At 60.1% G+C, this 15,115-nt stretch carries 8 protein-coding genes; 7 read left to right on the top strand and 1 reads right to left on the bottom strand.

Annotated elements, in window-relative coordinates:
* The first annotated feature begins 209 nt into the window (after positions 1 to 209).
* Positions 210 to 3,506 (top strand): DEAD/DEAH box helicase, encoded by a 3,297-nt coding sequence (locus ABID37_RS10455; protein ID WP_354194386.1) that lies wholly within the window; start codon positions 210 to 212, stop codon positions 3,504 to 3,506.
* Positions 3,507 to 3,534: 28 nt separating this feature from the next.
* Positions 3,535 to 5,133: an LA2681 family HEPN domain-containing protein gene (locus ABID37_RS10450; protein ID WP_354194384.1), complete on the top strand. Its 1,599-nt coding sequence runs from the start codon at positions 3,535 to 3,537 to the stop codon at positions 5,131 to 5,133.
* Between the two features lie 343 nt (positions 5,134 to 5,476).
* Here ABID37_RS10450 and ABID37_RS10445 read toward each other — a convergent pair whose 3' ends face one another.
* Complete coding sequence (locus ABID37_RS10445; RefSeq protein WP_354194382.1) at positions 5,477 to 5,950, bottom strand: very short patch repair endonuclease; 474 nt, start codon at positions 5,948 to 5,950, stop codon at positions 5,477 to 5,479.
* 79 nt (positions 5,951 to 6,029) lie between these two features.
* Between ABID37_RS10445 and ABID37_RS10440 the strand changes: the two genes are divergently transcribed.
* The 5 genes from ABID37_RS10440 to ABID37_RS10420 all read left to right on the top strand — a co-directional run bounded on the left by ABID37_RS10440 (position 6,030) and on the right by ABID37_RS10420 (position 14,922).
* Positions 6,030 to 7,583, top strand: a complete 1,554-nt coding sequence (locus ABID37_RS10440; RefSeq protein ID WP_354194380.1) for a DNA cytosine methyltransferase — start codon at positions 6,030 to 6,032, stop codon at positions 7,581 to 7,583.
* A gap of 83 nt (positions 7,584 to 7,666) precedes the next feature.
* A complete protein-coding gene (locus ABID37_RS10435; RefSeq protein WP_354194378.1) occupies positions 7,667 to 9,160 on the top strand; it encodes an ATP-binding protein in 1,494 nt (497 codons plus the stop codon).
* On the top strand, positions 9,157 to 11,895 hold the full coding sequence (locus ABID37_RS10430) for a Z1 domain-containing protein (RefSeq protein ID WP_354194375.1): 2,739 nt from the start codon (positions 9,157 to 9,159) through the stop codon (positions 11,893 to 11,895). Before ABID37_RS10435 ends, ABID37_RS10430 begins: the two co-directional genes overlap by 4 nt.
* Positions 11,882 to 12,856, top strand: a complete 975-nt coding sequence (locus ABID37_RS10425) for a PD-(D/E)XK motif protein (RefSeq protein ID WP_354194373.1) — start codon at positions 11,882 to 11,884, stop codon at positions 12,854 to 12,856. The genes ABID37_RS10430 and ABID37_RS10425 overlap by 14 nt, the downstream gene beginning before the upstream one ends.
* A complete protein-coding gene (locus ABID37_RS10420; RefSeq protein ID WP_354194371.1) occupies positions 12,853 to 14,922 on the top strand; it encodes an AIPR family protein in 2,070 nt (689 codons plus the stop codon). Before ABID37_RS10425 ends, ABID37_RS10420 begins: the two co-directional genes overlap by 4 nt.
* Positions 14,923 to 15,115 lie beyond the last annotated feature (193 nt).

Raw genomic sequence — 15,115 nt, 5'->3', positions numbered from 1 at the left:
AAATGGTCTGAAATGCGCCGCTCCAGGGACGCCACTCTCGCCGTCTGGCCCGAATACAAGCCGCTTCAAGAGCGTTGCGACATCCCCAGTGCCCACCGGCAGGGTATTTGTAGCGACCTGACGAATTGGATGGATGTTATGATGTCTTCAACGTCACACAGCGAGTGCGCACGTAGAAAGAACTGCTCAACTCTGTACGACACTGCGACATGAGCCTGTTCGTTACCTGGCGGGGGATTCTTGATCTTCCAGCACTTCCAGAGCGCGGTCTGAAGGTCGGCGGAAATCGCATCGTCCAGCGCGTCTTCGGCGGCGCTTCCACCAAGGCGCGAATTTCATCCTCACAGATCAAGGGGCACGATCTCATCACCACGGAGCTCAGTCCTCCGTACGGCGAGATTCTGCTTCGCCGAAAGGGGGCGCGCCGAATATCCACGCCGCTGCCCGTGGTCGTAGCGCCAGGCGTCGACGACCCCGACAATCTTCCTGAAACCTTTGCAATCCAATGGGATTCCCAAGGCGAATTGGCGACCTACGCGGATACGCCGGAAAAGGTCCTGCAGTCATGGATCAACAGGTTCGACTTTCGGACCGAGGACGAAGAGCACGACCTTCCGGGCCTGCGCACCCCGCAGATCGGCGCGCTGCACGCTATCTCCGCCCACTTTGCAGTCGGGTCCACCTTTGAACCGGCCACCGTCGTCCTTCCGACCGGCACCGGCAAAACAGAAACCATGCTGGCAACGCTCGTCTATCGCCGGCTTGGGCGCACACTTGTCCTCGTTCCCAGCGATACACTGCGAAGCCAGATCGCCAGCAAGTTCATCAGCCTCGGCGTCCTCCCTGAGGCCCAGGTCATCACCCACGACCTCGCCAAGCCCCGCGTCGCGATCATCACGACCGGCATCATGTCAACGGACGAACTGGAGTCGCTCATCCGGAACGCAAACGTAATCGTTGCCCTTCCGAACGTCCTCGAGGCCTCGGATGCCGAAGTCGTCCGCCGTCTCGCGGGCGCATGCTCCGATCTCATCGTAGATGAGGCCCACCACATCACTGCCAGAACGTGGCAGGGCGTTCGGGAGCACTTCGCTGCAAAACGTATTCTCCAGTTCACCGCAACGCCGTTCCGGCGCGACGGCAAGCGCGTCGATGGCAAGATCATCTTCAACTACAAGCTCGGCGATGCCCAAGCCGCCGGCTACTACCGCCCTATCAACCTCAGAACGATCGAAGAATACGGTGACCAGGAAGCCCGCGATGTCGCGATTGCCAAGGAAGCCATTGCGACGCTCCGACATGACCGGGACGACCTGAAGCTCGATCACCTGCTGATGGCGCGGACCTCATCAAAAGACCGCGCCGAAGCGGTGGGCCGCATCTATCAGCGCCTCGCGCCGGACCTCAAACCGGTGGTCGTCTACTCTGGCACCGGGCGCACCCTAATTAATCGCGAGGCTATGACCCAGCTCTTCGATCGAGGGGTCGATGGAGCCCGGATCGTCATCTGCGTCGACATGCTGGGCGAAGGATTCGACCTCCCTTACCTCAAGGTCGCGGCCCTTCACGACACGCATAAGTCGCTGGCAGTGACACTTCAGTTCATCGGCCGCTTCACCCGCAAAGGCCCCGCCGAAAAAATCGGCGAAGCCACGGTCGTCACCAACATTGCCGACCCCGATGCCGAGGCAAAACTCGCCGCCCTTTACGCAGAAGGAGCCGACTGGGATCTGCTCATCAAGCGCTTGAGCGAGGAAAGAATTGCTCAGGAGCTGCGGCTGCAGGACGTGGTGTTTGCGCTTAAAGAGTCCGGCGATCTTCATGCGAACCTTTCGCTTTGGAACCTCCGACCGGCACTTTCAGCGCAGCTCTTTCGGACGAAATGCGAGGACTGGAACCCTTTGGCCTTCGAGTCGGTGCTTCAGAAAGACTCAGAGAGCTGGTACGCGCTCAGTGAACAGGACAGCGTTCTGGTTGCCGTCGTGTGTCGTTCTAGCGATGTGGCCTGGGGTAACTACCAGAACGTGTACGATACGATCTACGACCTCCTAATTCTCAAGTGGGATAAGGCTGTTGGAGCGCTTTGCCTCTTTGCGAGCGACTACGACGCGTTGCGGTCGGAAAGGCTTGCCAAGGCAGTCACGAACGACGACACTACGCTGGTGTCGGGCACGCCCATCTTCAACATTCTGAACAATGTTGAACTGCCATTGGTGAAGAGCCTTGGATCGTCGCGTATTGGCGCGATCAGTTTCACCTCTTATTTCGGGCCGAATGTCACCGAAGGGCTCGCAAGTATCGAGAAAGCCGAGTCCTCGCTCAATAACCTTGCGTGTCTTGGATACGAGAACGGCGAACGCGTTCTTTGGGGAGGAACCCAGCGACGCGGCAAGGTCTGGCAGCAAAAGTCCGGTACCATATCCGACTGGATCGAGTGGACCGCCGCGACGTGGGCGAAGGTCTCGTCCGAAGTTGAGAGCGAGAGCAACATCGTCCGCGACTTCCTTCGCCCGGAGAAACTCGCAAAGCAGCACTCCGCATGGCCGATATCCGCCCAATGGGGCGAGCAGGCGCAGATGCGCTTCAATGACCGCCAGTTCGTCATATTCGGTGCGACCGAAGTCCCGGTATTCGCCGTCGATCTGAATCTCGGTGATGTCGGGCCGAACGGCGAAATCGTCTTCCGTGTCGAGGCTGACGGCGCGATGTCCGAATACGCCCTCATCATCAGTGAACAGATTCCAGGCGGATACCGCCACGACCACGTGTCCGGTCCTGCTATCATGTTCCGCCACGGTACACTGCCGGCGGTGCCGCTGGAGGAGTACCTCCAGAAGGATCCCTTCATCGTTCGGTATGCAGACGGGACTTATTCGTACAACTGCTACCATATTCCAGTAAAGCTGGACGTCGGACTCTATCAGCGTGGCAGGCTGGAGGCGTGGAACTGGGACGGCATCGACCTGAACAAGGAGTCTATGCATAAGTCAGGCGACCAGAAGACTATTCAGTTCCGGACGTTCGAGCGGCTCAAGGGCGAGTTCGACGTCATCTTCAACGATGACGGTCACGGAGAGGCCGCTGACCTCGTGTGCCTAAGGGATGTAGACGACACCACGATCCGGCTATGCCTCGTCCACTGCAAGGGCGCCCATGAGGCGCGGGTGTCACAAGATATCCGGAACTTCTACATTGTCTGTGGCCAGGCGCAGAAGAGCATTGTAGCGAAGCATGCCGGCCTTCCGACACTCTATCACGACCTGAAAAGGCGGCAGGAAACCTGGGCCCGCGAAGGCCACAATCGCTTCCTGAAGGGCGACATCAAAGACCTCTCCTACTTCAAGGAAAAGTCGCGCCGCGCGAGACTCGAGTTCGAGATGATCCTTGTCCAGCCGGGCGGCTCGGTTTCTTCCATCACCGATGACGCCTTGCGACTGCTGGCAACGACTGAACTCTATCTGCTCAAGACGACCCAGGCGAAGTTCCGGGTCGTGCTCTCGCCCTAAATGCGAGTCACCTGCCGTCGATGAAACGATGAAGGCGATGCCGCCGAATCCTGGCTTCGAAGACCTCAACAAGCGGTGCGAACGCAGCATCACGAGAATGAGCGATGCCGAGGCGCTCGCACACATCGGGCAGTTGATCGACGACGCCTTCGACGCGGCCTTCGAGCGTGGCGCTAAGCGCGCACTCCATCTGCTCGACGAATTGTCGAAGCGTGAGCTCGCCGACACCGATGGCGCGCTGGTCGAGCATTTCCGAGCCAATGCTTGGGCAGCACGGTCGCATATCGCGAATGTTCGACGATCTTGGTCCTGGGAGGTGCCCGAGCGGCAGGCGGAACTGCTCGCGCTGTCGCGTGCCTCAAACCATCCCGGCTTTGCGAGTCTCGACAAGGTGCGTCAATGCCAGATTCTCACTAACCACGCGAACCTCCTCGATATGGTGGGTCGCACGATCGACGCGGTCGCCGTCTGGGATGCTGCTCTGAGGATCATTCCAGGTTTTGCGATGGCACGGGGCAACCGAGGCTGTGGGCTCAGGGGCTATGCCGGCATGGTGGTTGATGACCGCGAGCGCGCGGTCCTGGCTTTGCATGCCTTCGACAGTCTTCGTTCGACGATGGCCGAGGACGCTTTCTATGATTCCGCTGATCCGCGACCGGCACTCGCGTATTTTGCCAATCAAGCGACGGAACTCGCTGGTGCGGTCAATGTCGACGCGGTCCGGGCGATGCAGGACCTCGATCGTGGCGATGAGGGCCGGTCGAAGATCGAACGCGCCTATCGCCACTGGTGCCTTAAGCATCGTCTCTTTCTATGCCCCTTGAACGATCTTGGACCGCATCTTGCGGCGGCCACCGACGAGCTGATGCTGCCGCCGCTGACCGAAGGGTTGAACGACCGTCCCGACGGCCATCTGCCGCCGCCGATCGTCGGCTTCTTCAATCAGATGAAGCAGGAATACGCCTCCGCGCGCTTCACGCTGTTCGAGGGGATGAGCAGCACGCGGGTCCATTTCTCTGATCGCGGAGTCGCGCTCATCGACACGCTCGACTATCCGCTATATTCGCTGGCCAGCGAGCGGGTTCGTACTGCCTTCCGCATCGCCTATTCGTTGCTCGATAAGGTCGCCTTTCTCGTTGATCGCTACTGGGCCTTAGGAAAGGTGCCGGAAAGGATTAGCTTCAAGAACGTGTGGATGGTCGAGAACAAGGCGCGCCTGCTGCCTCAGTTCGAGAAGCGGGACAATCTGCCATTGCGCGGCCTGTTCTGGTTGTCGAAGGAGCTGTTTGATGACCAACTCAAGCAGACCACGGCAGCCGATGCTCATGAGCTGCACGGCATCCGTAATGCGCTGGAGCACACCTATCTGCGTGTGAGCGAAGGCTGGGCCAAGCCATTCAGGATCAACGGGACGAGCAACAATGGCTTCGGCATCTCCATCGGCAGCGACGAACTCGAAGCCAAGGCGATCCGCGTCATGCAGATGGCGCGATCCGCGCTGTTCTACGTATCCTTCGCGATCGGCGCCGAAGAGCGGAAGAAGCAACTTGCGAATCCCGGCCAGCTCATAAGCTCAATGCCGCTCTATGGCCTCGACGACAGGCGAAAGCGGCGCGACCCCTTCTAAGGGGCCCCATTTCTTGGGTGGCGTAGCGCGACTCGTATAGGTCGCTTAGTAAAGATGAACGAACGGCCGCTTTTGATCACGGCGTATCGCGAGTTGGAGGACTGAATGGGTGGCATCATGCGGTCGTTCAGACGGCTCGACCGCCACGTCCGCTTTCGGGGGGAACGCAAAGTGTGCCTCGACGTCCGCGATGAAGGCGCGTTCCTTCCGTTCGGGCCGCAACTTTCTCACGATTAATTTTCTGGCGCCCTCAAGGATTCGGCGCGACAAACTCATTCATCAAGAGCGGTATCACCGGCGGCAAGGCCGAAGCTCGAATCGCCAATCCCGCGCTAGACGTGACCTATCTTTGGGGGACGTGGAGATTGTCGCCACTTACATCTGCGCCCCCGATCTCAACCTCAGCAGAACAACCTAAAAGCCATTCAGCCAGAAGAAGGGAACTGATTTCCACCTGCGCGGGTCTCCTAAGTGCACACTCCCAGACGGTCGCTACGCGCCACCCTTCCTCCAGAAGGGCACTGCGAACAGCGCCATCCCGAACGACGTTCGCTTCGAACTTCGCCTGCCAGAACCCTTGGCGGCTCGCCGGGTTGGTGGCATAGCGACAGCCCTCGTGGCGGTGCCAAAAGCAGCCATGGACGAAAACGATAGCTCGATGCTTCGGAAGGACTAGGTCGGGTCGCCCTTGAACTCTGCCGGAATGGAGCCGGAAGCGAAAGCCACGTGCGTGCAATGCTCGCCTAAGAGCTAGCTCTGGCTTCGTATTTTTTCCACGTATTCCCGACATCATCCGAGATCGGGTCTTCTGGTCCACGATGTCAGTCACATGCGCCCTGGTCTTCGTCACTGAACCTAGTATACACCAGCTGAACGAAATGCGTCAGGAGCCTGATTTGCCTTCTACTTTCGGCGTTGTTGATCTGTTTGCCGGTCCGGGCGGACTTGGTGAGGGGTTTGCTTCCCTCGTCGAAGACGGCCATTTGCCGTTCCGGATCGGCATTTCGGTTGAGAAAGAGACGTCAGCTCACCGGACCTTGACGCTGCGAGCGTTCCTGCGCGAGTACCGTACGCGCCATGATGTGCTGCCGAGACAATTCATCAATTTTCATGCAGGCCTTGCTTCCGAACCGGACTGGTCAACCGTCGACGCCGAGGCGTGGCGGCATGCCATCGATGAAGCGCGCGCGCTTGAGCTAGGTACCAAGGCTGCGGCGACCGCCATTGATGGCGCAATCGAGAAGTTGAAGGCCAAGTACGACGACACGATCCTGATCGGCGGTCCGCCCTGCCAAGCCTATTCCCTCGTCGGGCGCGCCCGATCGAGGAGCAAGGTCGGCTATGTTCCCGAGGAGGATGCGCGGCACTATCTTTTCCGCGAGTACATCCGGGTTCTCGACAAGCTTCGCCCGGCCGCCTTCGTGATGGAGAACGTCAAGGGCATGCTCTCGTCCACGGTCGAGAGCCGACTTGTCTTCGAGATGCTGATGGAGGACCTGTCCTCGCTCGGCATGGGTCACGGCCATCACTACGAGTTGCGCGCAATACGGGTCGAGAATGGAAAGGCGAGGCTTCAGGAGGCGGCGCAGCCGTCGGACTTCATCGTACGCGCAGAAACATTCGGGGTCCCGCAGCGGCGCCATCGGGTGATCATTGTCGGGATCCGGTCCGACCTCGCGGGTAGGGCCGCAGATGCCGAGATCGCCGTCTCCGGGGCGGCTCGGACAGTCAACGAAGTCATCGGAACGATGCCCGCCCTGCGCAGCGGCATCAGCCGCGGTCTCGACGACGCGGCTGTCTGGCGAAGTGAGGTCGGTGCCGCAGCGAAGCGTCTGGTCGGCATTTGCAGGGAGAAGGACGAAAGCACGCTCCGTGAAGCCTTCCTGTCCGTATCAAGGCGATTGAGGGACGGCTCACCGACCGTTCGGGCGGTGTCATGGTTGCCGGAGGGCTATGGCGCTTCGAACGACGAGTTGCTGCGGTGGCTCGAGCGACCGGAACTGCGCGCAATTGCCCAGCACGAGACACGCGGGCATATGGCCTCGGATCTCGGTCGCTACCTGTTCGCGGCCGTGTTCGGCACCGTCCGGGGCTACAGCCCGAAGGCCACTGATTTCCCGTTGTCGCTCAGTCCGGATCACCGCAACTGGCATAGCGGTGTCTTCAATGACCGCTTCCGGGTTCAGTTGGCGAACGAGGCTTCGACCACCGTCACGAGCCACATTTCCAAGGACGGGCACTACTTCATACATCCCGATCCGATGCAATGCCGAAGCCTGACTGTGCGCGAGGCGGCGCGCCTGCAAACCTTCCCTGACGACTACCTATTTCTCGGCAATCGGACTCAGCAGTATGTTCAGGTCGGGAATGCCGTCCCGCCATTTCTTGCACGGCAGATTGCGGCCTTGATCCATGCATCCGTGACAAAATCCGGCACCCACGGCGGCTGAGCGCGCTGCTTGTCTCGTTTCGAGCCTTGTAACTCCTTCTTGTTCGCGCAAGAGTGGGGCGGGTTGCTTGGGTAATGGTTTGAATGAAGGAAATGGGTGTTTCAAGATGGGCTGATGCAACCCCGCATGCATCAGCGCTGATTGAGGGACTGCGGGACATCGGGTACTCCCTCGAAACTGCAATTTCCGACATTATCGACAATTCCGTTACGGCAAGCGCCCGCCGAATCCAGATCATCACAGAGACTTATTCCGACGAACCATACATCGCGATTGTCGATGATGGCGAAGGCATGACCGAAGGTGAACTTGTCGCCGCCATGCGCCCAGGGAGCCAGAACCCGCTAGCAACCCGCGACGAACCCGATCTCGGGCGTTTCGGTCTTGGCCTGAAGAGCGCGAGCTTTTCGCAATGCAGACGATTGACGGTTGTTTCCAGAAAAGCAGGCCAAACGAGTGCGGCTATCTGGGATCTTGATGACATCGCGGAAAGGAACGAATGGGCAGTGCAACTGCCCGAGGACACGTCCTTAATCCCCGCGGTTGATCACTTGGGCGCCGCGGGCACGCTCGTTCTCTGGCAGAAGCTGGATCGACTGAACGGCGGCTATTCCCACGATGCCGCCAAGCGCGCAGAAGCCATCAACCAGAGGATTGCCGAAACCGAAAGGCATCTGCGCCTCGTGTTTCATCGCTTCATGGAGGAAGCCAAACCACTCCGCATACTGCTGAACGGCCGAATGTTGCGACCGCTGGATCCCTTCGCCCGAAAGAACCCGGCGACCATCGCGGATCCGGAGGAACGACTTGCCCTCCCCCATGGTGATGTCGAAATCCAGAGCTTCACGCTTCCGCATCACAAGCAGATGAACAAGACGGATTGGGAGGATCTAGCCGGCCCCGAAGGGCATCTGAAGTCCCAAGGGTTTTACCTCTACCGCGGCAAGCGCCTGATCCTTTTCGGAACCTGGTTCCGCCTGTGCCGCCAGTCCGAGCTCACCAAGCTGTCCCGCGTCAGGATCGACATCCCCAACAGCATGGACGCCGACTGGAAGATCGACGTCAAGAAATCCTCGGCGCAGTTGCCCCCCATCGTCCGCGACCGCCTGAAAAAGGTGATCGAGCGGATTCAGGCAGGCTCCAAGCGGACCTACAACAAGCGCGGACAAAAGTTGGTCAATCACGAACGACTGCCGATGTGGCATCGTATCCAATCAGACGGGCAGATCAGATATCGGCCGAATGTCGAGCATCCCGCCTTCGCCGATTTCGCCGAAAACCTGCCACCAGAGCTCCGGCGCGGCTTTTTCAACTGCATCGCACTGGTCGGGGCGTCACTCCCGGTTGAAACCCTGCATGCGGACATGGCGGGCACAGCCGAGGAGATCGTGCCCGACAGAGTGGACGAGGATACGCTGGCCCAGGCCGTTCAAGCGACGCTGTCCGCACTCATGGGCGCCCGGAAGGACATCAAGGAAATCATGTCGCTTATGAAAGACGTCGATCCTTTCCGGTCGGCTTGGGAGGACACCCAGCGCATCATCTCGACATTGATCGAGGCAAGGGAAGAGTCGTGAAGCCATTGCTGAGCAGCCTTGAAGGCATGACGTCCATGTACATGGCATCGCAGACCGGGCCGCATACCGCGCAGTCCATCCGGGACATCATTGCGCAGCTGCGCAGTACGCCGATGTTTGCCGGGAAGGTCGAGGATGATGAAGTCGAGGAACTCGCCCGCCTTATCGAGGAGAAGTACGGCATCAGCATGGGCCTCGGGGCCATCGTCGATGCGGAGGATTTTCGTCCATGGTTGCGTGATGCGCGGATCAACGGCAAGATCGGGGACTTCTACTGGAGTCGGTACCGCCGACTCCTGAACCTCAAGGGGTTGCCGAAGTCGGTGATCGACGCGACAGACGAGGTGACGGACCGGGTGCTGGACCGTCTCGGCGATCCCAAGAACATGAGCCCCTGGAGCCGCCGGGGCATGGTCGTCGGCCACGTCCAGAGCGGCAAGACGGCGAACTATACCGGATTGATCTGCAAGGCCGCCGATGCGGGCTATCGCCTGATCGTGGTGATCGCGGGGATTCACAACAACCTGCGCAATCAGACCCAGGCCCGGATTGACGAGGGTTTCATCGGCCGTGACACTGGGCGCCTGGCCCATTCCAACAAGGCGCAGCGGCAGAAGATCATCGGGGTGGGCACGTTCGATCAGCGCGAATTCCCAGTTTCCCTGACCAACACTCTGCGCGATTTCAACAAGGCGACGGCCACCACGAACACTAGCCAGATCGGGCAATACAACGTCCCCGTGGTCCTGGTGATCAAGAAGAATTCGAGCACGTTGAAGAACCTGCTGGAATGGTTGAAGGAGCATTCCGTCCATCAGGGCACCCAGATGGTCAGCCAGCCGATGCTGCTGATCGACGACGAGGCCGACAACGCCTCGATCAACACCGCCTATTCCCGCGATGAGGTCACCCGCATCAACGGCCAGATCCGCGAGCTGCTCTCGCTGTTTCACCGTTGCTGTTATGTTGGCTACACGGCAACGCCCTTCGCCAACATCTTCATCGACCCGGACACGGATGACGAGGCGCTGAAGCAGGACCTGTTTCCGCGCCATTTCATCATTGGTCTGGACGCGCCGTCGAACTATTTCGGTGCTCAGAAGGTGTTCCTCGACGCTCGCGACCGGCACGTTCGCCTGATCGACGACAACGAGGATATCCTCCCGATGAAGCACAAGATCGACCATCCGGTCGATGTGCTGCCCGACAGCCTCGTGCGGGCCGTTCGCGCCTTCATCGTTGCCCGTGCGATCCGCAACGCGCGGGGCCAGCAGGCGGCGCATGCCTCGATGCTGGTCAATGCCTCCCGCTTCACGGACGTCCAGGGCCGGCTTCGGTCGAGGATCGCCGATGTCGTCGGGCGAATCCGGGATGCTGTCGTCGTGGACGGAGGCAAGGGCCGTGCTGCGCTGCGTAATCCGGAGATCGCGGCGTTGCATGCGGTATGGGAGGTGGAATACGCAGATGCAGACAATGCCGACTGGTTCGACTTGCAGGCAAGACTGCATGAGGTGCTGGTCGCCGCCCGGGTGGTCGAGGTCAACGCGTCGAAACGGTCGCAGGCGCTCGACTATGATCAGGCTGGCGAACATGGCGTGACCGTCATTGCTGTCGGCGGGTTCTCCCTGTCGCGCGGACTGACGTTGGAAGGGCTGACGGTGAGCTACTTCCTGCGCAACTCCATGATGTACGACACGCTCATGCAGATGGGGCGTTGGTTCGGATATCGGCCGGGCTACGAGGATCTGTGCCGGGTGTGGATCCCCGCTGATGGCGTCGGTTGGTATGCCCACATCCACGAGGCGATGGACGATCTCCAGGCCCAGCTGAAGCGCATGGAACTGGTGAATGCCACGCCCGAGCAGTTCGGGCTTGCCGTCCGCAGTCATCCGGAATCGCTGATCGTGACAGCCCGAAACAAGATGGGCACTGGTCGTGAATTTCCCATGAAAGTCGGGCTGGCGGGCAAGCTGGTCGAGACCACGCGGATACGGGCCGATCGTGAGCAACTGGATCGCAACCGGAAGGCGGGACGGGATCTGGTGGCGGCCATCAGGGCGCGCGGGCTGGCTGCGGAACACCCGTCCAGAGGCATCCTCTACAAGTCTGTGCCCGTCGATCTGGTGCGCGACTTCCTCCGGGTGTTCCGCGCCGACGCCGCCGATCCCCTGACCGATCCGCGCCTGATGAGCGACTACATCGATGCCCGTGCCGACGGGGAACTGAAGGAATGGGATGTCCTGTTTGCCAGCGCCCAGAAGGCAGACGTCCCCGAGGTTGAACTGGGCGAACTCGGGATGCGCGCCTTCGGCCGATCGGTTGGCGAACCCGATCTGCGCCAGGGAGTGCTTGCAATCAGTGGCACCAGCAGGCGGGTGGGATCGCCCGGGGATGAGCGCGTCGGCCTGACTGCGCAACAGATAGATGCCGCGACCCAAGCCTTCCGCGAGGAGTGCGACCGCCAAGGGAAAGAAGTCCCGAAAACTCTTCCGCCGCGCATTTTCTGCGAGATACCGGGGCGCCGTCCCTTGATTATCCTCCGTTTCGTGGCCCCCACCGTCTCAGACGAAGCGCTGAACGGAAAACCGCCCGGTATCGTCCTTGCCTGGAGCATCTGCTTTCCGCCGTCTGACGTTCAGGGCGGCACCGTCGAATATGTCGTCAACACGATCCGCATGCGCGAGATGTTCGGCGAAGAGGAAGTCGAGGAGGAGGCGCTCGGTGATCCCGAATGACACGCCGTGGTCCGGTCTCGAAGCCGGAAAGATTGACACGCGGCGGATTTCGGCCGCGGCGCGGTGGAACTGGTTCTGGGCCGTAATGCCGCGCGCCGACGTCGCCCTTGTCCTGCAGCTGTTGAACCTCCCGCAACCGGCCCCCGATCTGCCTAAGCTCAGGAACCTCGATATCCGGTTCCAGACGCTGCCGGGCGGGCCGATCCTCTACATCCGGCTGAAGGACAATGCACAGCTGGAGCTGTTCGAGACCCTTTGCCGCGATGTAATGGCAGCGGGCGAGCTCGCCGAAACCGAGGCTGAAGCATTGGAGCGAGCCATCGGGCGCACGTTCCGCTGGCACTACCTGTTGCGGGGCGGAAAGCTAGATGTCCTGCCGGAAGAGGCACAGAAGGGTTTGATCGGCGAGATCGAAGTCCTGAAGCTGCTGATCGCCAGTCTGGGTGCGAAACCCGCCCTCACGGCTTGGACCGGCCCTTCCGGGGCCCCAAAGGATTTTGAGCTCAAGACCGACTGCATCGAAGTCAAGGCGCGGCGCGGGGCATCCCAACCCTTCGTGAAGATCAGCAACGAACACCAGTTGGCCGATGTGCCCGACCGTCACCTTTGGTTGGCGATCCTCGCAGTCGACAAGGTTCAGCCACCCCATGGCAGAACGCTGACCGAGTACGTGGCCGAGGTCACCGAACTGCTTGAGTGGACGGAGCCGTCCGCAATCATGGATTGGGATCTGCACCTTGCCGACGCAGGATACGACGTGCTGCACGACTATTCGGCATGGCGCTGGATCGTCTCCCCCCCTGATTTCCACACCATCACAGAAGGTTTCCCCCGGATCGCCGCCCCTGTTCCGCTCGGTTTGTCAGGCGTGACCTATGCACTCGCGCTGTCTGCCTGCGCACCTTTCCGGGCGCGCTGGGACGACGTGCGGTCGGGTCTTGTCAATGAGGGCCAGCAATGAAGGAACTTGAAGAATACCACCAGAGCCTGGTGGCCGATATCCGCCGCGAGGCCGACGCAAGTGGCATTCTGATGGTAGAGGCATTCTTCGACCGGATGACCGAGCGGCTGACAGAGGCGGGTGAACTCGAGGTGGCCGACCGGGCGTACTACCAAAGCGGCGAAGGTGCCCAGAAGCTCAGGATCGACGGATATGCTGGCGACCCGCGCGACAGCGAGGGGGTGCTTGGCTTGATCGTCTGCGACTTTGTCGACAGCGACGATGTTCAGACCTTCGGCAAGGGCGATGTGCCCCCCATCCTCAACCCCTTGATTCGCTTTCTGAAGAAGGCTCGGACCGAGACGTTTCGCGATGCGCTGAATGAGGCAAACCCCGCCTTCCAGACGTCCGACCTGATCATCACGACCTGGTCACAGGTCACCAAGGTCAAGCTGATCCTCGTCTCGAACCGCCAATACATCGGCCGCGATGATGCCGTGAAGCTGGCGGACATCGAGGATGTGCCGATCACCTGGTCCGTCTGGGATCTCGCCCGGTTCGAGCGGTTCGACCGATCTGGCCAGGCGCGCGAGGACATGGTGATCGACTTCGCGAACGACTTCGGTGCCCCGCTTCCCGCGCTAAAGGCCTCGCAGACCGGCGCAGCGCTCGAAAGCTATCTGCTGATCGTGCCTGGCGAACAGTTGGCCGCCATCTACGATCGGTGGGGGGCGCGTCTCCTGGAAGCCAATGTCCGCTCCTTCCTCCAAGCTAGGGCCAAGACGAACAAAGGGATCCAGAAGACCATCAGGGACGAGCCGGAGTTGTTCTTTCCCTACAACAACGGTCTGTCTGCCACGGCCGATGACGTGAGTTGTGTCCGGACCGACGAAGGGTTCGCGATCTCGTCAATCAGCAACCTTCAGATCGTGAACGGCGCACAGACAACGGGATCGATCCATACCGGGTTGAGATCTGCGAAGGAACAGCTTCCGCAGGTCTTCGTTCAGATGAAGTTGACGGTTGTGCCCCCCGAACGATCCGAAGACATCGTGCCGAAGATCTCGGAATACGCCAACACGCAGAACAAGGTGAATGCGGCCGACTTCTTCTCAAACCACCCATTCCATATCCGGATAGAGCAATTCTCGCGGGATGTCATCTTCACGGCGCGCGAGGGAGAACGGCACGACAGCAAGTGGTTCTACGAGCGGTCTCGTGGGCAGTTCATCAACGCACGCGGCCGACTGACAGCTGCGCAGCAGAAGAAGTTCGATCTGGAGTTTCCCAAGGCGCAACTATTTAACAAGACTGACCTCGCCAAGATCGCGTACTCAGCCGACGAGCACCCTCATATCGTATCGCGTGGCGCGCAGAAGAACTTTGCCGAATTCGCTAAAGAGATTGGAGAGGCGTGGTCGAAAAGCGACACGAAGTATGACGAGCTCTGGTATCGTCGGCTGATCGCCAAGGCCATCATCTTCCGCAAGCTCGAGGCAGAGGTTCCGAAGCAACCCTGGTACGAGGGTGGCTACCGCGCGAACATCGTCACTTACGCCATGGCGAAGGTGTTCCACGATGCCAATGGTGAAAAGCAGGTGCTTGATCTTGACACGATCTGGCGGCGACAGGCGGTTCCCGAGGCATTGCTGCGTGCGCTGCTTCTTGCCGCGGCCGAGGCTCATTTCGTTATTACTCACCCTCCGTCTGGCGTACGCAACATGTCGGAATGGGCCAAACAGCAGGCTTGCTGGAATGGCTTGAAGGGACGTAAGCTAGACTATGGCGCCGAATTCGATGGGTGCTTGGTTCTGAAGGAGGTTGCCCGCACCAGCGAGCGCGATCAAAGGAGCAAGGAACGACAAATTGACGGTATTTCTGCCCAATCCGAGGTTGTAAATCGCGGACCTGAATTCTGGCGAGAAATCTTGGCGCGAGGTGTCGCGGGCCGGAAACTCACTCCCAAGGATCAACAGATCCTTGGTGTATGTGCCTCGATGCCCCGGCAGCTTCCGAGCGAACTTCAATCCAAGCATGCTATAAATGTTCTCCAACGATTGAAGGAGCAAGGGCTCGTATCCAACTAAAACCAGCATGCTGAATAGCCCCAAGTTTCATAGACACCCTCGGGTTACATTTGTGGACTGCCCCTGGATTGGCAGACAATTCCCAGCCTCACGCCGCGGCGCTTTCGAACGCCTCGGGACTGACGCCGCCGAGATGAGAGTGGCGACGGGTTCGCCGCCATTCCTACACCACACTTGATCTGCCCCACGGTGC

It is taken from the genome of Aquamicrobium terrae, assembly GCF_040545735.1.
GTDB lineage: Bacteria > Pseudomonadota > Alphaproteobacteria > Rhizobiales > Rhizobiaceae > Mesorhizobium > Mesorhizobium terrae_A.
Note: the sequence above shows the minus strand (reverse complement) of the source record. Positions and strands in the feature narration are given on the sequence as shown.